General features: G+C 39.6%; 17 protein-coding genes. 1 reads left to right on the top strand and 16 read right to left on the bottom strand.

The features are described from left to right. Positions 1-25: 25 nt before the first annotated feature. Positions 26-1,351 carry a TlpA family protein disulfide reductase gene (locus tag BLQ87_RS02220; RefSeq protein ID WP_074604494.1) on the top strand — a complete coding sequence of 442 codons (1,326 nt, stop codon included), beginning with the start codon at positions 26-28 and terminating at the stop codon, positions 1,349-1,351. Between the two features lie 3 nt (positions 1,352-1,354). On the opposite strand, the gene BLQ87_RS02215 is transcribed toward BLQ87_RS02220, so the two are convergent. The 16 genes from BLQ87_RS02215 to BLQ87_RS02140 all read right to left on the bottom strand — a co-directional run bounded on the left by BLQ87_RS02215 (position 1,355) and on the right by BLQ87_RS02140 (position 24,184). Next, positions 1,355-2,395 (bottom strand): hypothetical protein, encoded by a 1,041-nt coding sequence (locus BLQ87_RS02215; protein ID WP_074604493.1) that lies wholly within the window; start codon positions 2,393-2,395, stop codon positions 1,355-1,357. A 386-nt stretch (positions 2,396-2,781) separates the two neighbouring features. Continuing rightward, the gene (locus BLQ87_RS02210; protein ID WP_245723777.1) at positions 2,782-3,285 is read right to left on the bottom strand and encodes a MauE/DoxX family redox-associated membrane protein; all 504 of its coding nucleotides are present in this window, start codon (positions 3,283-3,285) and stop codon (positions 2,782-2,784) included. Between the two features lie 318 nt (positions 3,286-3,603). Further along, complete coding sequence (locus tag BLQ87_RS02205; protein ID WP_172664797.1) at positions 3,604-4,041, bottom strand: TipAS antibiotic-recognition domain-containing protein; 438 nt, start codon at positions 4,039-4,041, stop codon at positions 3,604-3,606. 124 nt (positions 4,042-4,165) lie between these two features. Further along, a complete protein-coding gene (locus tag BLQ87_RS02200) occupies positions 4,166-4,759 on the bottom strand; it encodes a Crp/Fnr family transcriptional regulator (protein ID WP_074604491.1) in 594 nt (197 codons plus the stop codon). Next, entirely contained in the window at positions 4,743-5,738 is a 996-nt protein-coding gene (locus tag BLQ87_RS02195) for a helix-turn-helix domain-containing protein (protein WP_074604490.1), read from the bottom strand. The genes BLQ87_RS02200 and BLQ87_RS02195 overlap by 17 nt, the downstream gene beginning before the upstream one ends. Positions 5,739-5,794: 56 nt before the next feature. Next, the gene (locus tag BLQ87_RS02190; protein WP_074604489.1) at positions 5,795-6,364 is read right to left on the bottom strand and encodes a hypothetical protein; all 570 of its coding nucleotides are present in this window, start codon (positions 6,362-6,364) and stop codon (positions 5,795-5,797) included. Positions 6,365-6,472: 108 nt separating this feature from the next. Next, positions 6,473-7,135 carry a cyclic nucleotide-binding domain-containing protein gene (locus BLQ87_RS02185; protein ID WP_074604488.1) on the bottom strand — a complete coding sequence of 221 codons (663 nt, stop codon included), beginning with the start codon at positions 7,133-7,135 and terminating at the stop codon, positions 6,473-6,475. A gap of 382 nt (positions 7,136-7,517) precedes the next feature. Next, entirely contained in the window at positions 7,518-8,213 is a 696-nt protein-coding gene (locus tag BLQ87_RS02180; RefSeq protein ID WP_074604487.1) for a DUF4369 domain-containing protein, read from the bottom strand. Between the two features lie 51 nt (positions 8,214-8,264). Continuing rightward, positions 8,265-11,075: a M16 family metallopeptidase gene (locus BLQ87_RS02175; RefSeq protein ID WP_083361641.1), complete on the bottom strand. Its 2,811-nt coding sequence runs from the start codon at positions 11,073-11,075 to the stop codon at positions 8,265-8,267. A 100-nt stretch (positions 11,076-11,175) separates the two neighbouring features. Next, positions 11,176-13,476: a GH92 family glycosyl hydrolase gene (locus BLQ87_RS02170; RefSeq protein ID WP_394331812.1), complete on the bottom strand. Its 2,301-nt coding sequence runs from the start codon at positions 13,474-13,476 to the stop codon at positions 11,176-11,178. A gap of 175 nt (positions 13,477-13,651) precedes the next feature. Continuing rightward, the gene (locus BLQ87_RS02165) at positions 13,652-15,931 is read right to left on the bottom strand and encodes a Gldg family protein (protein ID WP_074604485.1); all 2,280 of its coding nucleotides are present in this window, start codon (positions 15,929-15,931) and stop codon (positions 13,652-13,654) included. Between the two features lie 2 nt (positions 15,932-15,933). Beyond that, positions 15,934-16,869 carry an ABC transporter ATP-binding protein gene (locus BLQ87_RS02160; RefSeq protein WP_074604484.1) on the bottom strand — a complete coding sequence of 312 codons (936 nt, stop codon included), beginning with the start codon at positions 16,867-16,869 and terminating at the stop codon, positions 15,934-15,936. A 32-nt stretch (positions 16,870-16,901) separates the two neighbouring features. Further along, positions 16,902-17,750, bottom strand: coding sequence for a hypothetical protein (locus tag BLQ87_RS02155; protein WP_074604483.1), 849 nt, complete (start codon positions 17,748-17,750; stop codon positions 16,902-16,904). 10 nt (positions 17,751-17,760) lie between these two features. Next, complete coding sequence (locus BLQ87_RS02150; protein WP_074604482.1) at positions 17,761-19,182, bottom strand: RagB/SusD family nutrient uptake outer membrane protein; 1,422 nt, start codon at positions 19,180-19,182, stop codon at positions 17,761-17,763. A gap of 11 nt (positions 19,183-19,193) precedes the next feature. Next, entirely contained in the window at positions 19,194-22,784 is a 3,591-nt protein-coding gene (locus tag BLQ87_RS02145) for a SusC/RagA family TonB-linked outer membrane protein (protein ID WP_074604908.1), read from the bottom strand. Positions 22,785-23,053: 269 nt separating this feature from the next. Further along, positions 23,054-24,184: a FecR family protein gene (locus tag BLQ87_RS02140; protein WP_074604907.1), complete on the bottom strand. Its 1,131-nt coding sequence runs from the start codon at positions 24,182-24,184 to the stop codon at positions 23,054-23,056. Between the last annotated feature and the right edge of the window lie 37 nt (positions 24,185-24,221).

Below are 24,221 nucleotides of genomic sequence, written 5' to 3'. Positions count from 1 at the left end.
TAACCAAGTACTTACATATACAAACATGAAATCAAAAATTATTAGAACGGCGCTGCTATTAGTAATGCTGGCCATCCAAACAAATGCCCAAAATAACCCTGTATCGAATCAAAGGATAAATATTGGTGATATTGTTCCGGATTATCAGACTGCTAATATATTAAACTATGCAAATGACAAATTGAATTTACAAGATTTTAAGGGTAAAATCCTAATTCTTGACTTCTGGACTTTTGAATGTACAGCTTGTGTTTCATCCTGGCCGAAATTGCTTGCATTGCAACAGGAATTTAAAGACAAGATCCAAATTTTATTGGTTAATGAACGGGGCACAACGCAGCAAGTTCAAAAATTTGTTAAAAGACAGGAAAAAATTAACAAGTATGTGATGAACCTGCCTATTGTTTACAATGAAAGTAGACTTAGTGAGTTTTTCCCTCATAGTTTTGTTCCCCACGTTATTTTCATCGATCAACACGGTATCGTTAAATACATCCCGCATCCACTTTATTTGAATAGAGAAACAATAAAGGCAATATTAAAAAACAATGACCTTCAACTCCGGGTGGTTAGCGACAATCCGGTTATGGCTCAATCGAAACCTATATTTATCAACGGTTACCTAACTGAAGATCCTAATGATACCAGATTAGTATGGAGTTCAGTCATTACTCCCTACATGAACAATGCCATGGCAGTTGCTCATTTCGGAAGTAAATCCATACTTGATGGTAGGGCTTATGGCTGGATAGCAAACCATTCACTTGAAGCGATGGTTAGAATTTTACAAAGTTACAAGGCTGATCCTCAAATTCCTGTTCCGCTCTCAAGAAGGATCATCAAGGATCTGGATAGCACAAATTATGTAGGCAGAGTTGATGGTATTTTACAACTAAAGAATTTGTACACGGCTCAGCTCACTTCAGAACGAAATATCTCCGTCAAAATAATCAAAAAGAAAATGCTTTCAGATATACAGGAATGCTTTGGAATTGAAAGTTCTTGGGAGAAGCAGCGAAAAAAGTGCATTGTAATATCTAAAAGTGGCTATCAAATCCCAAAGTACAAATCTGGAGAAGTGGAACTGGCCACGACAGATAATTTTGTTAAATTTAATAATGTCACCATTTCGGATATTATTCAGAAGCTAGAGGACGGCCTTCTTTTTTACACCGACTATCCGATTTTGGATGAGACAGGTATTGAGAGTAAATTGGGCAGAATTAATCTGGATTCGGATAAAAAGATAGATTTCCGCATTTTACAAACGGCCCTAATAAAGTTCGGATTAAAACTTTCTATCGAGGAACGCGAAATTGATATGCTGGTAATTACGAGAAATAAAGTATAAATGTTAAAGATCCGGCCATTTTATGGTATATCTGCTAAGATAACGGCCAGAAAGCGTGTAGATATGATCGCCTATAACACTTAACTGTGTTATAGGTTCTTCTTGCTGGTTTGGTATATAAAGTGTGGATAAATAAGAAGAATTGTTTAAATCATAGATATCAATCACAGTTGAGTTTTTGAACCGCAATTCATCCTCATGCTTGCCTATAATTTTGGATTGGACAAGCAAATAGTCTTTCCATATTGCACACCTTACGTTAACAATTGTAGCTCCAGATGCTAATACTTTTGCTCCTGTTGATTCAATCGTAGATACGTTCACATTCGCCCGGCTGATGGGATCAATAGTACTGAACTTTTTAACCAGTTTTAGATTGCTATCAATTACAAGCACCTCATTTCTGTAGAAATATACGTATACGAACAGCCTGTTTTTTCTGCTAAATACGGATGTTCCAGCGGTACAGAAAAGTCCGTCAACTTGCTTTTCAAAAATTGTATCATTCTCAATTTCTGATTGAAATTTAGACATTTTCCTTAAGCTATTTTCTTGAGTTCTTGAACTAACATATTCATATATAAAAGCGCTTTCGTTCAATGCGGTAACATTATAGAAGTAGGGATGTTTTATTGATACAGCCTTTGCCTTCCAGGTTCCCGTCAAACCATGATATAAGGATTTATCAGGACCATACGAAAGATAAAAATGATTAGAATCGACTTGAACCCTATGTAATAGTCCTTTAGCTGAGCCAGCATAATCTATCTGGTGGGATATAGCGTCGGTTAACGAAGTATCTATTTCTAATATATTTTGTATGGTATAATTGCCTAAATAGACTTTATTACCTTTGTGCCCTGCAATATAGTAGGAATTGAAACCAAGATCAAAGGCTTTAATTTCTAGCACATTATAGTCGATGTTTCTCTGAAAATTATAAGATATTTTGCTGAGATTATAGAAATAGACCGCCAAAATTATTCCTATCGGGAATAAGGATAATACAAAAACTGAAAGCAAGGTTCTTGAATACTTTTTCATAGGATCATTTATCAAATAATCTACGGTCTATTATGGCCGTAGATTATGGTTATGCTAACTTTATGGATTCAAAGCTAAGCGTAGAGAACAAGTCCCGTCCGGACTTGTTCCAGTGTAAGTTACACCGCTAATTGTACAAAGTGGTGCTGTGGCACTAGGAAAACATTTAACAGATGTATTACATGGTCCTGGAGTACCTTGTATCTTGGCTGGCACTGCGAATTTTGAGGTATTTGCATGGCCCGCATACGCTCCGCCGATTGCAACTGCTGCAACCAATGCGGTAAAAAATAGTTTTTTCATAATAATATTTTTTGTTCTTTTTTGCCTACTCTAGGATACGGGTTTTCAGCTTCTCCCGATTCAAATTGCGCAATAGAATATTTTTAATTAGCCTGCTTAACTCTGCTTTTATATAGGGTGAATTTTCCTTGCAAAAAAATGGCTACTACGGCCAAAAACACAAATATGATGTTGAAAATCAGATGCGCTGTCCATCCCAGTTTTTCTAAAATCCCTCCACAAGAACATGGGACTCGCTCTGCGAAGGTTAGAATTACGATAATGTATAATGTAAACATGAGCATCAAGCTAAATGAAGCGTAAAGTCCAATTACCAACGTTCTTTTAAAGTACAATAGAATACAAATTAGAATTTCAATTGTCGGGACTAACCAGGCTATTACCATTGCATAATCAGTCAGTAAAGGTGACTGCCCCAGTTGCACTTTAAATTTTTGAAAATCCAATATCTTATTGAATGCAGCATATAAAAACAAAAGAAAGAATAGTCCGGAGATAATTTCAACAATCAACTCTGGAGTAATTCTAAACTTCAAACTTAACAAACTGAAAAACCTATTTACTCTATTTGACTTTCTTGTTTCCATATCGTTCATATTTGATAGAACCAATTTCTGAAATTCCAAAAAGAAAACAGCCGTTCGACACTGCGAAAAACCATAGTTAAAAACCGCAAATAAACCAGTTAACCAACTATAAAAAAGCAGTTCAAACCCCACACAAAGGCAGCAAAGAAATACTTCAGCTGAAATTCAAACCTAAAAATCAATTAAACCCATTCATCAAAAAGAAGCATAAAACCGGAGTTTAAAAAGAAATAATAATCTTTCTACAGAAAGCAAAGACAAAAAAATGCGCTGCTTTCTTGAAAAACAGCGCATGTAAAACTGACGTAAAAAAACAAACTACAAAAGGTGATGATCAGCATAATAAGCCATTGCCTTGGCAATAAAAGACCACAACACTGGATCAGATTTACCACCCAGCAGCGGAAAGCGCCAATCAGTCAGATATAACTTCCCCAAGCCTTTATAAGTTTCCCCCTGCTTATCTAATGCACTAAAAGTCCCCCAAAGCCTACGCGTATTCAGGTAATGTTCATGCACCAAAGCCTGAACAGCAGCAGAGGAAGGCAGCTTCGCGCTAAGCTCAACAAACGACGCAGACAACTCCCGTTGCCTTGCTACCAATGTCTCAAAATCCCGCTTAGTAAGCGCCCCTAAATAACCTTCAGCATGATCAACCACCACCACCTTAGTCTCATAATTCTTAACCACCACATTTCTGTAACCAGCAGCCTCATCTTTTGAAGGCCGGTCATACAAATCATTTAATTCCAACATGTTCTTCTTTTTTAATAAATCCATGGTATCCTCCACGGTGTAGAGCAATCTGTTAAACCGGACTCTTTTCAGCGTCAGCAAACGCTTATAATTTCTAAACGGCAGCATCGGATCAAACCAAAGACTAATACTTAGTTCTTAGTTTACTTAACCGATCCAGAGACATCCCCATAAACTCAGCAATGTATTGCCGCTTGGTTAAGCAAAACAGCTTATCCAGTAAGTCTTTATTCTCAACATACCTTTCCTCAGTATTCATGTTATTTATCCGCTCCTGATGCCCCATCTTTAGCCTGGCATCAGTATCCCGGATCATTTCAGTCACTTTTTCCGTATCACCAAACATCCTCTTTAACCTTTGCCAATTATCATAACTGACCATTATCATACGGCAATCTTTCAAAAGCTCAATGGTACTCTGGGAAGGCTGCTGACTAAAAAAACCAGGAGTGGTGTATACAAAACTAAAAGGGAACCAAAACCAGATCGTCCGCTCTTTAAAGCTCCATTCATTTACCCTAATCTCCCTAGCCAGCCCATCCAGCATAAACCAAACCATCTCCTGCCGCTGCCGGAAATTGAGAATCCTGGCACCTTTATGATAGACCATCTCAAAAAGCATAGGCCTGAGCAAAGTTTTAAACCTGGTACTCAAAACCATAAACAGCTCCATCTGCTCAATTAAAATATGAAATGCCTCGTCAGATATCGCTTTCATATGGCACATTATTTAAACTACTACTCCAAGGCAAGCTAACTACCTGTAGCCGCTTTAACCCGAACCCCAGTAACTGTAACAGTTCCATCTTACTCCTCGCACCGGTCTTAACAAAAATATTCTGTACATGACGATCTACCGTCTTACCAGCAATAAACAGCAAACCTGCGATCTCCTGGTAAGTCATACCTTTACAAAGCAAAGCGGCAATCTCCACCTCCCTGTCCGTCAGTTTATGAACTTTACAATTCTGCTCAAAATTCAACTCCCCCGCCTGGTCCAAAGCCAACAGCTTAGCGTGTTCAATCCTGTTTAAAGCAACAGAGCGGACCATATACAAGATCGAAAACCCAATAAAACCCAGATTTGTGACTAAAGCCTCAACCCACTGCTTCACATGTAGAACTGAAAAGACAGATAAACAGACCCATGGGGTCACTGCAAAACCAACAGCAGACAATTCCGTTAAAGAATACGGATGAGCAGAATCACTCTTTAATCTGATCTTGTTACAAATCGCAGACAAAACCGACCAAAGTAGCACCAAAGAATAAATAAAAGGAACCAACATACCCCAACTCAGCGCAAAATCCAAATCCCCAGTTAAAGGATAAACTATCCCTAAAAATAGCACATAAGGAAGCATCAGGAAAAGCCCCACTCCATAAAGTGCATGGAAACGCAAATCCGGTAAATTAAAAGCCTTATAAAAGTACCAAGGAAAATAACTCGCTATAAGAAAACCCGAACCATAAGCAAGAATATTCTGCAAGACAACAGAAATACCCAAAGCTTCATCCGGAAACAATCCACCGGTAACGTTGTAAAAAATCAATAACGCCAGCAAAATCAAAAACCACAAGCGGCGCTTATCCTGCGGACGAGAATAATAAAAGAACAATTGGCAAGTCAATATCATAAGCTCCAGAACTACGAAGACAAAAGTGAGCAGGTGCATTTCAGAATTAAAAAGTAGCATAAGATTTGAGCCGTTAATAAACAATGAGACACATTCATTTTATAGTTATGACACCATCAATAACTACGAAAATAGAGTTGGTACCCTAATTGATCCAGCCTTTTGTAAATATTAAAGCTAAAATACTGATACCAAGAAAGCTTCTTCAAGGTAAAACTCTCCAGACAGGACTTTCTTCCTATAAATATTCCTTCCACAATTAGATCAAAAAGGAGCCTGCAACTATAATCCTTTCGCTGCAACCCCGGCAGAACACCAATAAACCAGAAGCGATAAATCTTGCTAGAGAGATACCATTTATTAGTTTGCATTTCCCTTCTTAATCCTCCTGGCATCCACGCAAAGCCAGTGACCTTGGCTACCCTTTTTAAATTACTGTAGATATACTTAAAACCCAATCGTACACGACCGGGAAAAAACACTAATCTAAGGGGATTTTGGTCGCAATAAATTATGTTAACGCGATAATTAGAACAAATATTCACGACATAATCAATAAGACGTCTCATATGGAGTAAATTACCCATCTTCCCCCCCACCATATCTAATACATTTTTGTTGTCTTTTAAGGCTCTCGTTAATACTCCAACAATATGCCCCTTGTGCTCAATTTGGGCTTCCATCATGTTTTAATTTCGCATTAAGTAAATATCAACACAAAAATAACCACATAGATGGCATATCGACTTGGCCAAACACAAGTCAAATAGGGTAAAATATAAATATTCACAAGACTACTGATTTAATTTCGGATATATTTTTTTCATAAGGGTAGAAAAGTGATATTGATCGATATTCAGGTAACTTGCAATATCTTTATATTGCATAGGAGCCTGTCTTGCAGGCCGCAGCAGGATTGGATACAAATCAAAAAATAGCTTAATTTTAATCTTCCCTGGTAGGCGGTGCAGCTCATCCTTAACCCGATTATTTTTAAACATTCCGGAAAGCGTCTTAATAGTCAACATCTTGACATCATCAAATCCTTCAAACAAAATATCCATATCCTTCACAGTTAAATAAAGAATACTAGTCTGCTCAATAAACTCCAATCCAGTGTCAGCCCGAGTACCATTAAAAAAACTATCTGGATTCAAAGCGATCTCACCAGGCCCAAATATATCTATAACAACTTTACCACGTACTGGATGCATGTAATATGTGAACCCCATGCCATGTGAAATAAAAGCAGCGACATTTGCATATGTGTTTTCTGCATAAAATGAATTACCATATTTAAAATACAGGCCCTTTAATAATTTTGTTAGGCCAGATTGAAAACTGCGTTTATCCTTCATCTCCAATATAGAATTCAACAAAACAAAAAGGCGTTTATACGCCATTGGATGAATAATGGAAGAGATAGGTTCCTTGTTTTTCTTTTTACTATTCGTCATTGTGAGATTGTTAATTCCATAAGGACATTCTGATGATTAATTCTAACTTAATTAAAGGAATAGCCCGGATTACCCGGACTATTCACACGCACCCAACTAAAAAACAACTATTAACCAAATGGTGGCAGGTTCCATCCAGACACGCTACATCACCAACTATAAACCGTTCCTTATGAGTTTCGTTACGAGCTCTCTAATTAAGAATGCAGCCCAATTATATTTTATTCTTCCATTTTTAGGATGGCCCAATAAATTCTTTTTCATCAAATATTTATCTGCCACTTCACGCTTCATTATAAAATGGGGTTGTAACACCTCCCCTTAATATCGCATTGATGAAATATGTGAGGGTATAAGATGCTTATTGATTTTTATCAAGTCCCTAAAGCTTCGAATTGAGTACCTTTCCAGATGGAGAGTTGCGCAATTGAGGTGACAACGTATTGAATAATGCTTTGATTTTCTTAACATCCACATTTTCTTCGAATGCTTCCATTAGTGTCTGCAAACTAATAAAAGATGAAGGATGGGATTTTACATATTCATTTAACACTGCGCGGCGTTTAACCCCTACATCCTTTAATTTGGCATCCATCTCATTCTTAAATTCAGCACTTTGTTGCTTGGTTTCAGGAGCGCTGTAGAAATCCGTGACTATAGCATTCATAGATGCGTTTATAGGTTTTAATAAAACCATAAATTTCTTATTCTCTTCATTTAGTTTTGAACCGGTAACAACAGCATTTTTGAGGGTACTGGTAGTAGCAACGGTGATATTTCCGGGCTCAAGGAAAAACACCAGGGCATCAGCTTCTTCTCCAAGCGCTTCGAGACCAATACCCTTATAGTCCATGATCAATCGTGCCAGCTTAGGCTCTGGTATTGTACCTTTAAATTCAAAGATACCATTCGGACATGGAGCAGAAATGGTCTTCATCTTACCATTTAGCTTGTAGTTTAAGTAAATTTTAGCCTTAGCAGTTCCCTTGCTTATCTTTCCTTTTAGAAGGAAATTGCCGTCTATTGCCCAGCCCACTAAAGGCAGCATAGTTATGATAATTAAGATTATTTTTTTCATTTTGTGTTGATTTACAAGACGTCTTTAATCGCCTTTTTCATGATTAGTTATTTATTTTATATTCTTTTCTGGCAAGGACACAAACCGAATACAATTTTCTCCGCTCAGGTACAATTTCGAAGCCTTAAGAATCGAGTTGCTGTTAATGTTAATTAAAAGCTTCTCCAGATCCGTCACTGCTTTCAGCTCTTCTCCCTCATCCACCTTCTTCACTATATATTGTAACCAGAAATCATTAGTTTTCCGCTGTAATGCAACTTGTTTACGCACCCCAGCCTTATATTTTAATAATTCATCCTGGGTTGCTCCAGCTTTTTGCAGGTTTGCGATATCCTTTTCTACAAGTTTGACCAAGTGTGCTACATGTTCAGGGGCACAGCCAAATGCTATCTCTAAAGAGAATCGCTGGTCTGGGTCTTTTGTCATACTGGATTGTACCGATGGGCTGTAAACTTCACCTGCTTTCTCTCTCAAACTGGTTAGCAATCGATAGGACAGGATTTCGGATAATGCCTGCAACTGTCTGCCCTCCTCTTCACTATACTTACAATCGCCGTGATAAACTAGTAACACACTGGCTTTTTGACCTCTTCCAGCTTCAATTATCTTGGTCAATCTCCCTTTCGGCATCTTTATATGTATCTCCACGGGTTTTTCCTGACGATTTTGGAACGGTAATGCACCCAGATAATGTTCCAGTAAGGGAGCGATGCTATCGGTATTGAAATTACCAACAAAAACGAAGTTAGCATCTGAAGCATCGGCAAAGCGGTCTTTGTATATGTCGAATGCTTTTTCAAGACTGATGCTATCCAGCCTTTCCAACGTCATGGGACTCATTCGATAATGATAACCACTTAACACATTCCCTATGGTATCTGCAACTACGTTTTCTGGATCATCATATTTGGTTTTGATTCCTTCTCTTAAACGGGCAACCGCATTATCAAACAACACCGTGTCTTTACGCGGGGCAGTGTAACGCAGATATATCAGTTGCAATGCAGTTTCCAGATCACTTGTCGAACAACTTCCATTGATGCCTTGGGCGCGGTCACTGATATACACCCCTACACTAACAGACTTTCCATTCAGCATTTTAGAAAGTTGATTTGGAGCGTAACCAGCCAATCCACTACCACCAATTACATTTGCAGCGTTCGAAGCACTCGGGTAGTCCGCATCTGCATATTTATTAATACCCCCTGGAGCAAATGACACAAACAGAATTTGATCATTTTTATAAGTGGTTGGTTTCAACCATATTTTCACTCCATTGTTTAGGATTATTTGTTGTACACCAACAGCAGAGATGTTATTGCGGGAAACAATCTTTCCGCCCTTAGAGAGCTTGCTTAATAGTGTATTTTTAACAATCGCAGGTTTGTAAGCCTCAAATAATGACGAGCTTGCTTTAGCCAGCCAGCCCACTAAAGTAGCTGAGTCAGGCAAATTGGACTTTTCCTTCTCAGGTGCGATCAGCAAAATGTCTCTATTGATATCCACCATGTATTTTGCTGCAAGAGATTTGATGTCTTCGATTGTAATACCGGGAAGTTCCTTTTTTACAAAATCATATTCCCAATCAAATCCTGGCGAAGCTGATTCATTAAGAAATAGCTGTTGATATTGTGCAACATAACTCTCTGAAGAAATTTTACTTTGTTCGCGCCTTTCCTTCTCTAAACCTGAACTGAAACTTGTTTTAGCTTGGTCCAATTCCACTTGTGTAAAGCCGAAACGTTTCACCTGTTCCAACAACGACCATGTAATGCTAAAAGATTCCTTTAAGCCACCTGGCTTGGCTGTTACAGCATATGCAAATTGCGTAAGCCCGCCCATAAGGTTACCAATGCCAGCTTTGACATTAATAAATGGAAGGTTAGGCTGCTGAGCTAATTCATTCAAGCGATAAGTCAGCATCTGATTGAAAAGATTTCGTTTGATGGTATTCAGGTAATCTGTCGTAGTTTTCATCTTTGATTCTGGATGCTTAACCACTATTTTGAGCTCAGTTGCAGTAACCTCAGGATCAGTGAGCAGCAAGAACTGATTCTTACCTGTGAGTTCAATTTTATAATCAGGTCTTGCCCTTTCGTTTTCCGGGTTCTTCAGATCTGAAAACTGTTTTTTGATTTGCTGTTCGACCTGATCTACGTTGACATCCCCGACAACAATCAGCGCCTGCAGGTTTGGACGGTACCAATCGTTGTAAAATCGACGTATTGCGTTTGCAGGTGAGGTCAGTAAGACACTGTCTATCCCAATAGGTGAACGACGGCTATACCTAGAGTTGTTCAGGATCACAGGCGTTATTTTTTGCTGTAACCTGTTGCTGACACCTTCAGTAAGCCGCTTCTCTTCAAGAATAATCCCTCTTTCCTTATTGATGTCTTCTGTCTTGAGTAAGGCGCCCCTTGCCCAATCACGCATAATACCCAATCCTTTACTAACTAAGCTTGGATCATCTGTAGGAATAGGGAGTTGATAAACAGTTTCATCATAGGAAGTGTATGCATTAAGGTCTGCTCCAAAGCTCACGCCGACTTTTTGCAGATAGGAGATCAGCTCATTCTTAGGAAAATGCGTAGTTCCGTTAAAATTCATGTGCTCCATAAAGTGAGCCAATCCTTGCTGATCATCATCTTCAAGTATAGAGCCCACTTTATTGACAAGATAAAACACTGCACTCTTTGCCGGCTCATTATTCTTACGGATATAATAGGTAAATCCATTCGCTAACGTTCCGGTTCTTACAGCTATATCCAATGGAACAGGCTGAATTTGTTGCTGGCTTTTGACTGGATTAATACTTGCTAACAGGACAATTAATCCCGAGACAGCCCAATAACGGTTGTTCATAATTATTTTTTTTATTCTACGTAAGCCTTCAACATCGATGCAATGTGAAAAATAACAACCGTCATTGAAGGCTATAATTAATTTATTATTACTACTGTAATCATTCCTTTGCTGTAGACAATGAGTAAGGAAAATCTAAAGCATTAGTACCCCGCTGCAGGTTAGGTTTAGCAGACATATCGAAATCCAGAACAGCTCCTTTTAGCAATTCAGCATGGCTTAACCAGTTTTTACTATACAGCTTACCATTGTACTTTAATGCCTGGATGTACTTATTATACGCATTGTTGGCTGGGGCATTGATCACAATGGTCTTACCATTCTCTAGACTTAAAGTCACTTTTTTAAACAAAGGTGCACCCAATACATACTGGTCAACCGCTGGAGTCACCGGATAAAAGCCAAGCGCAGAGAAAACATACCAGGCAGAAGTCTGCCCATTATCCTCGTCACCACAGTACCCGTCTGGAGTAGCATTATACATTCTGTTCATGGTTTCACGTACCCAATACTGAGTTTTCCATGGCGCACCAGCATAATTATACAGATAGATCATATGCTGTATGGGTTGGTTTCCATGTGCATACTGCCCCATATTCGCAATTTGCATTTCCCGGATCTCATGAATCACCCCGCCGTAATAGCTTTCATCAAAAATGGGAGGAAGTGTAAATACAGAATCCAGTTTCTTCACAAATTTCTCTTTGCCACCCATCAGCTTAGCCAAACCATCAATATCCTGGAACACAGACCATGAATAATGCCAGCTGTTTCCTTCAGTGAATGCATCACCCCATTTGAACGGGTTGAAAGGAGATTGGAACTTACCATCTTCATTTTTACCACGCATCAAACCCGTTGAAGGATCAAACAGGTTTTTGTAATTCATGCTGCGTTTCTTAAAGATCTCTATTTCTGAAGCCGGCTTACCCAATGCTTTACCCAATTTGTAAATCGCAAAATCATCGTAAGCGTACTCCAGGGTCCTGGCTGCATTTTCGTTGATTTTTACATTATAAGGTACATACCCCAATTCGTTATAATATTTAACACCCCGACGCCCGGTAGCTCGTGGCCCTTCATTATTAGCCCCATGTAATACAGCATCCCATAAGGTATTGATATCGTAGCCGCGTAAGCCTTTAATGTAGGCATCCGCAACAACAGAAGCAGAATTATTTCCAATCATACAATCTGAGTAACCGGGACTAGACCACTCAGGTAACCATCCACCCTCTTTATAATCATTAGCAAGACCTTCCTGCATCTCTTTATTGATAGAGGGGTACATCAGGTTTAAAAAAGGATATAACGCCCTAAATGTATCCCAGAATCCTGTGCCGGCAAACTTGTAGCCAGGAACAGTTTCCCCAGTAAAAGGGCTCCAATGAACGATCTTATTGTCTTTATCCAGCTCATACATCTTATGAGGGAAGAAAAGAGCCCTGTAAAGACTGGAATAAAAAGTACGTGTCTGATCTACAGTGCCACCTTCTGCAGCAACTCTACTTAAGGTTTTGTTCCATATCGCCTTAGCTTTGGACTTAGTCATTTCGAAGTTGTCATTTGCCAACTCCCTTTTCAAATTGAGATCAGCCTGTTCAATACTGATAAAAGAAGAGGCTATTTTCATATTCACCTGCTCGCCTTTAGTAGTTTTGAAACCAACAATAGCCCCCGAGTGATCCGCTTTTACTTCAAGTTCGCCATTTAACAATTCTTTTCCTTTCCATCCATTTGCAGACGTGAAAGGCTTATCAAAATAAGCAACGAAATAATTTTTAAAACTCTCATGAACATGGTGAGAATGCCTTGTACTATAACCTATTATCTTTCTTTCCCCAGGAATGATCTTAATGTAAGAACCCCTATCGAAAGCATCTATAACTACATAAGACTCATCCGATTTTGGAAAAGTAAAACGGAACTGGGCAGCACGCTCTGTGGGGGTAATTTCCGTAGTCACATCCGCATCAGCCAAGTAGACACTATAATAATAGGGCTTTACAATTTCCGCTTTATGCGAGAACCAGCTCGCCCTTTCCTCTTCATTAAATTTCTGTGTTCCCGTCACTGGCATGACCGCAAACTGCCCATAGTCATTCATCCATGGTGAAGGCTGATGGGTTTGTTTAAATCCCCTGATTTTATCGGCATCATAAGTATATGCCCAGCCATTCCCCATATTGCCTGTTTGGGGAGTCCAAAAGTTCATTCCCCAAGGCAGCGCTATTGTCGGATACGTATTTCCATTTGACAATGAAGGTTTACTCGCAGTTCCCATAAGTGGGTTGACCCATTCAACAGGATCAATAATTTTTCCTGTTACCTGTGCCGATAAAGACAAGCAGGCACCTAATAATGAGGCAGTCAAAAATATTTTAATCATATCTTTAATTATTAATCTTACATCAGTTTTTGAATGCTTTGATATAAACAAAGACTGATATACGTTACAGTTATCGCATTAAAATGAATTGGGTAATTAAATACCTTCGCATTTTATATTAACATATACTTCATATATCAGTCCCCGTTTAGCTAATCTGGCATTTATAAATACCACTCCTATTTCCTTATTTTCGTTTTCTTCTGATCAGCAAAATGACACTTCCAATCGCCAGTAAGGCAGGTATGATATACATCGCAAATATTTTAATGTAGGAAGCTTTTTTCATGCTGATAGCTATGTCGTTATCCACCGAAAGTGGACGCACTATATTAATCGGCACCTTACCGCCGGAGACATTATCAAGCATTCCTAAGATAAGCTCGTCTTTGGCAATTGAAACACCTCTATAGTTTTTTGACAAACCGAGATTGCTTAAACAATCTGCATCACCAACGATAAATATTTTTTGGGATTTACCGTTTATCTTTCGCTCCAACATCGCGCCTACGGTATTAGGCTTTTCCTCTTCCTTCGCATCGTCTATTTGGGGAACCTCGTCAATGAAATTGACTGTATTAAGCTCGTTCCAGCTGCCTACTGAGTCCGTAGTAAATAGTGGAGTATATTTGAAACCCTTATCTTGTTCAGGAACAATTGCGACAGCGCCAGGCAACATCAACTGGTACCCATATTTGAAATAGTCATAAAGATAGGACACCTTCCTCGACTCTAAAGTATGATTGCCAAACACCAGATTAGGTAGGCCAACAGTCTGCTTTTGTACCAGTTCTCCGGGAAGAAACCGTACACCAAACTGGTTAACGAGTGGATTTAGCGCAGCCTGGTGATTCACCTCCCCCAGTACAATTACATTCCCGCCAAGCTGAACAAACTTCATGATTTTTTCTATTGCTTCTGACTCGAATGGGACCTTTCCGTCCGCAATCACAATTAGAGACATGTCAGCCGGAATATCCTCCCCATAACTCAAATTAATCTCATCAACATCCATTCCCTGGTTAATCAGGGCCTGTCTGGAAGCAGGATTGCTCATTATATTACTATAACCGCGATCTGAGTCGTCGTTCAATCCACGTTGGCCATACCCTTGAATATATCCTATCTTAGGTAGCTTCATCACCAACCTTTTAAAGGCAGCTGTGATTTCTCTTTCCTCCGGAAGTGGATTAATTGGGTCATCGTATGTTCTCAGAAAAGCTTTTTGGCCATTTTCCCGTTCAATCAACCGGGTAAGCTGGTATTTCTCACCTGAGAGATCAATTAATTTGTCTATTTGATTGGGATCCAGGAATAGATCAAAATCAAAGCCCATAGTTTCGCATACTTTTTGGGCATCTTCACGTTGCGCTTTCAGTTCCTTAGGTGTAATCACTTTGACATCAGGCTTTCGATAGTAATACACATATTTCAGATTCATTTCTGGCTTGAATCTGGCATACTTATCAAAGCGGCTTTTGTCGCTATTGAATTCTGAAGGGCCAGCAAATTTGAAAGTTGGATGAAATAGATTTACATAGGTAGTTATGGTTAATCCACCAGTAACCTTCTCCATGATTTCTTGGCTACCAACCGACAAGGTATTCTCCTGGGTATGCATGACATCATGGTAAAACATTAATTTGGGTCTGGAAGAAAAATAACCCATAGAAACCGCGATAAGAACTGCACCAACATACTTAACCGCTTTCAAATACCAAGGGCCACTTTTCTTGATGGTTTGAAACCTGATGACTGTTAGGGCTAAGAAAAGGCATATCACAATAATGAAATAAAGGAAATCCTGTGAGGAGATCAGCCCCTGCAGAAAACTATCGGCCTTTCCTGATAGCCAAATCCAGTAGGTCAATTCTCTGATAAAAGGAATATCCTGAGCGATCTTTCCCGCATAATTTAACAGAGTTAGCACACAAAGGGTGCCCATTGCCGCTACTACTTGATATGAAGTCAGGCTGGAGGTAAATAAGCCAATCGCCGCGTATGCACAGATGAGCAAAAACAGACCCAGGATTGGTGTAAGCGCTTCTATCCATTGAAAATTCTGTATCAGAACGCCACCAAGCACCAGAAACGGAACCAATAATGACAGCAAAGCGAAACAATAACCGACCATAGCCAGGTATTTTCCCAAGACGATCTGCAGGTTAGATACAGGAGATGAATACAGTAATTTGATCGATCCACTAGCATACTCACGGCTGATAACGCCCATGGTCAATAACGGCAGATAAAAATACAGGTAACCCTTAAGGCTTTGAAAGGAAAAAATCATCTGTGAAAGGGGGAATATGGCATACCCTAAGGTTTTTCTTCTCGCCCAGTCTACATAATTATCTGAGATGATAAAGCCTAACTGGAAGGCAAACACGATCAGTATCAACCAAGCTACCGGTGAGTAGAATAATGTCTGCAATTCTGTTTTAGCTATTCTTAATATTTTTTTCATACTTATTTATTTTCGGTTTGTTTAGAGAGTTTAGCAAAAATTTCATCCAGCGAGCTTTTCTCTATTTTGAGTTCATATAATCCCCAATCCCCCAAAACACTTAACTGTAGAAAAGAATTCACAACTGCATTACTACCTAAATAGCGTATACGAAATGATTCAATACCAACTTTCTCCACAGAAGTGATGTTATTTGAAACAGCACTTAGTTCATTCATAGATGGCGCTGAATACATCGATACCAGAAAGCTGTCAGGTTCTATATAATTGTCAAATTCCATCATTGAACCTGCGAAAACCATTTTCCCCCCTTCTACCATTCTTATTTCATCGCAAGTAGCCTGGACTTCAGATAAGATGTGTGTGGATAAAAGGACGGCCCGCTCCTCTGCAATTTCTTTGATCAGTTTACGTACCTCCACAATCTGATTGGGGTCCAGGCCGTTAGTAGGTTCATCCAGAACCACAAATTTTGGACTGTGCACAATAGCTTGGGCAATCCCAACCCGCTGCTGGTACCCTCCGGATAAATTCCCAATGAGCCGCTTGCTAAAATGACTGATCCCGCAACGAGCTTTAGCATCTTCAATAGCATTTTTAATACTATTACTGGGCACAGACCGTAGTACTGCACAGTGGTTCAAATATTCATCCACTGTCAGATCTAAGAATAACGGGGCTTTCTGAGGTAAGAATCCAAGAAATCTTTTGGCCTCCTCTGGATGCTTGCGCAGATCAACTCCGTTAATAAATACCTGACCAACTGTGGGATTCAATGCACCACAAATGATGTTCATGGTGGTGGATTTACCGGCTCCATTCGATCCCAGTAAACCCATGATACCATTACGTTTGACTTCAAAACTAATGTTTGAGATTGCCCATTGCTCACTGTAACGGTGAGACAAACCGATCACCTCTACGACAGAATCGTTCATGATTTTTTTGCTTTATAGTGTGTTAAAAATTATTATTCAGCGTCTCCGATCAGCTGGAGATTGATTTTGTATTTAGAAAGGAAATAAGTTTGCATAACATCATATTTCTTTTTGAGAAGTGGAAATCCCAAATATTTTTCATTCCATTCGGATTTTTTCATTGACAGCATTGTTCTGATAAAAGCGCTCAGGTCTCGTCTTTTAGCGTCCTCAACAGTGATGTACTCAAAATAGCTGAAGTCCTCTGTGAATCCTCTGCTTTTAAAGTAATTCGATGAATTAGGGTCACTGCTGGTATTTACGGTGTAACTACTCACAGCAAAAAAAGATTCAGGGAGATCTATAAGCTTTTTATCGATCAACATTTCCCAAAACACAGAATTCAGTTGGTTTTTATATTCCAGTTTAAAGGCCTTATCCTGTCCCTGCAACTGGCTATTTACATACCCAAATGCCAGATTCTCAGCGCCAGGATTTACGGTTACCAGATATTTGACACCACCATAATTCACATAGAGACTGTCAGCCATAAAAATCCTGTAGGGCATACGCTGCTTTAAGAATTCGTCGGGATAAAATCTAAACCATTTGTCCTGCAATAAATCCAAAAAGTCTCCGACATACCGCGGATCTGCATTTGTTCCGCCAAATGCGCCTTGTCTCTTTCCAATTTGGTTCCAGTTAAAATCAGCTACACTATAATCGTACAGGAAATAGGTATTATATTTTTTGTAAAGTTCGACAATTCTGTCATCAGCCGGTGATTTTCCCTGAGGAAGTACATAATCTTGTTTCGGTGATTCGGAAGGCTTAATAGCAATATCCTTCTTACAACCAGCGATGAAACTGGCGACTAATATGGCAATCAATATTTTTTTCATAACAAAGCTATTATTGACCTACTCTCGGGGCTTGACTCCTAGAGGGGTTTTGGGTGAGTAATTTGTTGTTATTAAACATGCCATCTGGAATAGGCAGGGTATAGTAAGGATCATTTTGCTTCAGTGTAAAGGTTACTACAGAAGATCCAGCAGAAGCTTTGTAAGTATGTGTAATCTCCGGCATACCATATCTTCTAAGATCAAACCACCTATGGTCTTCAAAACATAATTCTTTTCTTCGTTCTTTTCTGATTTCTTCCCTGAGGACATTCGCATCATTGATAATAACATCACTATATCCGATAATCCGATTGTAGCGTAAAAGGTTTAGATCTGACAGGGCAGCCTGTAATGAGGCGGCGTCTCCTTTCAAAGCTTTTTCAGCATTAGCCTCTGCCCGATTCAAATAAGCTTCGGCAGTACGCATACCTTTCCCGAACTTACTGACTGTAAAGTCATTGGAGTATTTCGCCGGTAATGTTTGATCATTATTAAAGAATAATTTTGACCGGACATCAGCTTCTGAGTACATGGAAAGCAAATCAGGAGATGGGAGAAAACCTGGAGGAAAACTAACATCCTGAGATCCAAAATTCCATGCAAGCTCAGAGGAATTATAATCTAGAATGAAGTAAGGAGCGTTTTGGCCAGTAAGGTTAGTTAACGCTCCCCCCCGTTCCGCCGCCAGTGTAGCTGATGTAATAGATCTGTCCCATTCGCCCATATACAAATACACCCTGGAAAGCAAAATGCAAGCAGCTGGCAAGTTTATCCGAAAATCATTTCTGGTCACAGAAATAGCTTTAAATAAAGAAATTGCCTCCTCTAAATCCTTAACCATTTGATGATATACTTCTTGAACTGTATTTCTACCAATTGGATTTTCTGTTAGACCAGATACGAGTTTCAAAGGAACACCCGCAGCAGATTTATCTTTATTATAAGGAACTCCATAAAGATTGATTAGGTAATAATAATGAAAAGCACGCAGCGCCAGAGCCTCTGCCTTTACCCTGGCCACATCCTCCGTTGTTCCGGTTACATCGTCCGCGTAATCCAATACAGCATTACAACCTCGTATCCAACCGTACAGAAGCTCATAGGAAGTTAAACTTCCCGATAAACCAGGCAATGTATAAGTATTGTCATAAAGATTAGGCTGCCAGGTATAAACTGGAAAACGTGCAACAATTTCAGTTGTCCCCACTTGCGAACTTGCCGTGTTAAGCTGAACGTCGTCGTCCAGCATTGCCAGGAAATGGAAATATGCTGAAGTTGCTTGTGGATATCCGTTTCCAAGCAACAGCTCCCTTAAATCGATAGCGGTTTTAGGAATTATCTCTTCCTTTGATTTCGCCTCCAGAAATTTCTTACATCCTGTAACCTGAAATACGGAGATTAATAGGAATACATATAGAATTATATTTTTCATATACGAGTATCTTAAAAGTTAGCATTAACTGAAAAATTCAAAGTCTTCCTGGCTGGCCAGAATCCGGTTTCAGGATCAATTCCATTCCATTTGTCATCAAAAGTGAATAGAAAAGGATTTGTGCCTGAGAGCTGGATATTTAGACGCTTCAATCCCAGGTTGTTGATTAGCTTGTTGTTGAACTCATAATTAAGTGAAATCTGCCTGCACCGCACATAGCCTGCATCCGCTACCCTGGCATCTGAAAGATTGTATACATCGTAAGCGTTTGACAATAAGCCGTTCAACGTAGGTATATAGACAACGGACTCACCGGTCCCTGGAAGGGAAGGATACAAATTAGGATTGCGTTCATCACCTGGTTTTTTCCATCTATTAATCAAGTCTCTGCTAGCATTCTTTTCTGGGGTAATTTCCCTGTTGTTGTAGATAGCAGGAAGGCGTTTTTTTGCCCCGAATGAGACAGCAAACTGTGCCATCAATGAAATGTTTTTATACCTCATAGTGGAATTAAATCCTCCTGCAAAATCGGGTGTCAATTTCCCTACAGCAATCAAATATTTGCTAGGGTCATCCGTTCTCTGATCAAAATTTTTAAAAAGCGGGTGGCCATCTTTAGGATCTAAGCCTGCAAACTGGTAAGCATAAAATGTAGAGAATGATGATCCTTTTTTTATGACTGTGCCATCTAGATAATCATCTAACTCATTTCCCCTTCCATTATCCAGCAATCTGTTCTTATATACGCTTCCATTGAGAGAGATCAGCCAACTGAAATCACGATGTCTAATGGCTTCGAGATTGAGCGTAAGTTCATATCCTTTGTTCTCTACTTCAGATCCTCGGATGATTCCTGAGGATACGCCATTTTCGTATCCAACATTTCGGCTTGACAATACATTACTAGTCTTCTTATAAAGATCAAAAACTATACTGAGCCTCCTATCGAGAACCACAATTTCAGTTCCGAAATTGTACGACTTCGTTTTCTCCCATCCAAGTCCAGGATAAGGTAAAGAACGAATAGTCAAAATATTTTGCCCAAAGTAAGGATCAACTCCAGCGAATGTGGCAATTAGGTAAGGAGAAACTTCTTCAACTGCATTTCCCTGTACCCCGTAAGAAGCGTATACATTAAAAGCACTTAGCCATGTTAACTTTTCCGCAAATCTTTCATTAGCGATTTGCCATTTTCCAGCAACTGACCAGATTGGAAGAAATTTCTTGTTCTCATCCTGTCCAAATCGGTTTGAAGCATCTACCCTGCCGTTGACATTGAACACGTATCTGTTTTTAAATGAATAAATCCCAGAACCATAAGCACTTACAAAGTTATTCTGTCTATCTACAACTCTTTGATTTAGATAAGCATCTCTGAGTAAGTCATTTACCCTTACATCAGTAGCACGAAGTTCATGGGTGTAGGTAGTAGGCAAACTTACAAACGATTCCCCTCTATCACGCAAGTAGCCATATAAAGTGTTATATGTTCCGGTCATCTTCTTCGCGCTGACTTCAAACCCTGACTGTACAGTTACTCTGTGCGCGTCCTTGAACAATTTGTCAAAAACCAACGAGTGTCTCATCAGATAAGATTGGGTCGAAATATCCTCTGTATATAGTACACCCCCATTAGGCAACCTGCTAGACTTCTCTTGCACACTATTCGGTGATACAGTGTCATATTCATATCCTCTAAGACTAGTGGAAAAAAAAGAGCGTTCAGTTCCATAGGATTTTGTACTTGCGTCCTGAGTATTGGATGAAAATAATCCCCGGTATTGTAGAGATGAAAATACTTTCACGCCCAAATCTAGATTACCTCCAAAATTTTTAGCTGAATTTCTATTTCCAGTTGAAGCCAGCTCATTCATGATATTGTATCCATAGCTGTTTTTACCGTTGTATACCGTACTGGGAAAACCAGCCCATTTTTCATGAAAAAAGAACTTTCCATTGTCAGTAAAAGCTGGAATGACTCTGGAGGTGTTGTAGGCGTAATTGAAGGGATCAATATCCTTCCAAAAGCCATCAACAGTTCTTGACCCCGCATTTACAATAAAATTCAAGGTAACCCTGTCTTTAATTTTGAAAGTACTGTTGGATGTTGCAGAAAAAGACAATTGATCATTGCCTCTGGCTTCACCCATTTGACGAATAACACCAATGGAGGCTCTGGTAACAGCATTATCAGATCCACCACCCATACTGATGTTGTAATTCTGGCTAACTGGTGTCCGGAACAATTGTTTAAACCAATCCGTATTCTGCCGTTCCATTTTCATGTACTGTATGTCAAATTCCTCCTTAGTAATCTGCTTGTTCAACAGCTTGGAAATAATATCCTCATAACCAATCTTTAGTATCGGCGATGAAAAGCTAATCTTTGCATCATACATTTCCTTCGAAAATTGCATCCGCTCCTGGGAATTCATTTGATTGAACATGCCGTAGCCGGGCTTTTGACCCACACTGGTTGAAAAATTAAAGGAAGTTGATAACGGGCCTCTTTTTGCTTTTTTGGTCGTTACCACAATAACACCATTTGCAGCTTTTGATCCATAGATAGCTGTCGCGGAAGCATCTTTTAGAACTACCAAAGACTCAATATCATCTGGGTTTAGCCAAGATATGGCATTACCAGCAATCTGCCTGAGACTTGCGAAGTCTGTACCTCCGGCGCTAGCATTTGAGGTATATGCCGGCTGAGGATCGTACTGAATTATCCCGTCTACAACCCAAAGTGGTTCTTGGTTGCCTAACAGCGTAGATGTTCCCCGCACACGAACTTTAGGCGTGGATCCAACCTGGCCACTGTTTACCTGAACGTCAACACCAGCGACAACCCCTTGTAGCATCTGATCTACAGACACTTCACCAAGTGTTCTTATGTTATCCATTTTTACAACTGTAGCAGCACCAACAAACTGATCTTTAGAAATATTCTGATAACCGTTTGAAATAATTACAGCCTCATCCAAAACTTGGACTTGCTCTTGCATGACAACTCGTAAAGATAACACTCCGCTCTTATCGACCGATCCGGTGGTCTGTCCAGATTTTACCGAGCGGGTAATTCCAATAAATTTATCAAGGTTTATTTCGAGTGACTTGTATCCAACAAAGGAGATGATTAGATGGGAGTCGTCATCGATCTTTCCTAAGGAGAAAAAACCCTGCTCATTGGTACTTGTTCTTGTTTCTGTACCCTTTACACTGATGGTTACCCCAGCCATTTCCTCTCCCCGCTCATTCAATACCCTTCCTATGATGCTAATTAATTTCGAGCCCGATGATGCCTTCACATCTACTTTCGGCCGGATCACTATAATTTTCCCCGAAATCTCATAGGTTAAAGGCTGATCCTTCAAACAAGCCTCCAGGACAGATTTTAAATCTAAATCCTTTAGTCTAACGGATACTTTCTTGCTTGTCTCCAGTACATTATCTTTGTAAAAAAAGACATAGCCACTTTGTTTCTTAATCTGGGCAAACACCATTTCAATTGGCGCATTATGTACGTCAATACTAATTTTCTGCGCGTAAACCGATGCAGAAACTTTAAAACAGCATAAAATCGTTAATAATATACTGAGCTTCATAACCTTGCATATTAGGTTAGATACCCCCCGCTTTTTTTCCTCTAAAGGATGCAGAGTGCATGTAAATAAATTCATACTTTTGTTTAGTTTGGGTTAAGTTGATAAATCTGTCTAGGATCGTTCAATCAGGAATTACATTCCCCCAGATATTACCGGAAGTGCTCTGAACAGCACCTCCGGTTTTTATATCCGTAGAATTATTAACACCTAGTTTTAATTTTCTTTAGGATTACTTCATAGGCTATAGGTTAAATTTCTAATGCTGTTTATTAAGGTAAGATTGTCAGTTTTCGTCCTTTCAATTCAAAATGCACCTCACTCAACTCCAGTATTTTTAAAACCGAAGAGAGGCTTTCCCCACGTGACACTTCACCTGTAATGGTATAATCCGGTACTTTTTCCTGATACTTTACTTCGATGTTATACCAACGTGAAATCTGTCTCAACACACTTTGAATATCAGTTTTCCTGAATGCCATGTTTCCGTCTTTCCAGGCTGTTGCCAAAGCTATATTCGCTTCAACAACCGCCAGGCCGTTCTCGCCCAGCTTAGCCTCCTGCCCAGGTCTCAATAGCCTCTCCTTTCCTCCTGCAAGGACCTGAACCGAGCCTTCGAGTAATGTCGTAGCTGTTACAGGCTCATCCGTATAACTGTTTATATTGAAGTGCGTACCCAAGACACGCACCTGCTGGCGATCTGTACTAACTACAAAAGGATGCGCCTTGTCCTTTGCAATCTCAAAATACGCCTCACCACTCAGTTTAACCCGCCGCTCCCCAATTTCATTAAGTGCAAAGTCATAGGTTAAACTTGAAGCAGCATTCAACCACACAAGGGAACCATCAGGTAAACGCACCCTGTAGGTCTCCCCCTTGGCGGTAGAAAGTATATTGATTTTATTTTCAGTTGTCTGTCCCTGTTTATTCAGTTCATATAATAACTGACCATCGGCAGTTTTAGTAATGCTAATACCAGCCTCTTCAGCAAGCTCTCCTTTTGACGCTTCAGACAACACAATCTTCTTACCATTGGCTAACGTTAAAGTCGCTCCAACTTTACCTGGAGCAATGTCACTTTTATAAGCTGTTTGGGAACTTTGATCAGTTAATTTGCTTTGGTTATAATAAAAGAGTCCTGCACCAATAGTAATTGTCGCTACTACTGCTGCAATGGCAGCAATACGCGGCCAAAGCTTAAGCTTTTTTGCTTTAGGAAATCTTACCGCTTCAATCGCTTCCAACATACTTGTCTGAGCAGAAAAAAGGTCTTCATCGGATAAACCGGTACTTCCTTCCATATTATACTGATGCAGCCAACCTTTCAAGATCTGCTCTTCTTCCGCAGAGCATTCTCCTGCATTGAATTTATCTACCAGATGTTCAATGTTTACGATTTTCATGTTTGGTCTATATAGATTGTTGATCCCTCCAGCAAGC

This window comes from Pedobacter steynii (assembly GCF_900103665.1).
Classification (GTDB): domain Bacteria; phylum Bacteroidota; class Bacteroidia; order Sphingobacteriales; family Sphingobacteriaceae; genus Pedobacter; species Pedobacter steynii.
This window is presented reverse-complemented; position numbering and strand designations above follow the sequence as displayed.

Bases quoted from the DNA above. Each gene is read 5' to 3' on its own strand.
- BLQ87_RS02165 (WP_074604485.1), bottom strand. From the start codon at position 15,931: ATGAAAAAAATATTAAGAATAGCTAAAACAGAATTGCAGACATTATTC.
- BLQ87_RS02195 (WP_074604490.1), bottom strand. From the start codon at position 5,738: ATGCTACTTTTTAATTCTGAAATGCACCTGCTCACTTTTGTCTTCGTA.
- BLQ87_RS02200 (WP_074604491.1), bottom strand. From the start codon at position 4,759: ATGAAAGCGATATCTGACGAGGCATTTCATATTTTAATTGAGCAGATG.
- BLQ87_RS02140 (WP_074604907.1), bottom strand. From the start codon at position 24,184: ATGAAAATCGTAAACATTGAACATCTGGTAGATAAATTCAATGCAGGA.
- BLQ87_RS02215 (WP_074604493.1), bottom strand. From the start codon at position 2,395: ATGAAAAAGTATTCAAGAACCTTGCTTTCAGTTTTTGTATTATCCTTA.
- BLQ87_RS02175 (WP_083361641.1), bottom strand. From the start codon at position 11,075: ATGAACAACCGTTATTGGGCTGTCTCGGGATTAATTGTCCTGTTAGCA.
- BLQ87_RS02145 (WP_074604908.1), bottom strand. From the start codon at position 22,784: ATGAAGCTCAGTATATTATTAACGATTTTATGCTGTTTTAAAGTTTCT.
- BLQ87_RS02150 (WP_074604482.1), bottom strand. From the start codon at position 19,182: ATGAAAAATATAATTCTATATGTATTCCTATTAATCTCCGTATTTCAG.
- BLQ87_RS02220 (WP_074604494.1), top strand. From the start codon at position 26: ATGAAATCAAAAATTATTAGAACGGCGCTGCTATTAGTAATGCTGGCC.
- BLQ87_RS02180 (WP_074604487.1), bottom strand. From the start codon at position 8,213: ATGAAAAAAATAATCTTAATTATCATAACTATGCTGCCTTTAGTGGGC.
- BLQ87_RS02210 (WP_245723777.1), bottom strand. From the start codon at position 3,285: ATGGAAACAAGAAAGTCAAATAGAGTAAATAGGTTTTTCAGTTTGTTA.
- BLQ87_RS02205 (WP_172664797.1), bottom strand. From the start codon at position 4,041: ATGTTGGAATTAAATGATTTGTATGACCGGCCTTCAAAAGATGAGGCT.
- BLQ87_RS02190 (WP_074604489.1), bottom strand. From the start codon at position 6,364: ATGATGGAAGCCCAAATTGAGCACAAGGGGCATATTGTTGGAGTATTA.
- BLQ87_RS02155 (WP_074604483.1), bottom strand. From the start codon at position 17,750: ATGAAAAAAATATTGATTGCCATATTAGTCGCCAGTTTCATCGCTGGT.
- BLQ87_RS02185 (WP_074604488.1), bottom strand. From the start codon at position 7,135: ATGACGAATAGTAAAAAGAAAAACAAGGAACCTATCTCTTCCATTATT.
- BLQ87_RS02160 (WP_074604484.1), bottom strand. From the start codon at position 16,869: ATGAACGATTCTGTCGTAGAGGTGATCGGTTTGTCTCACCGTTACAGT.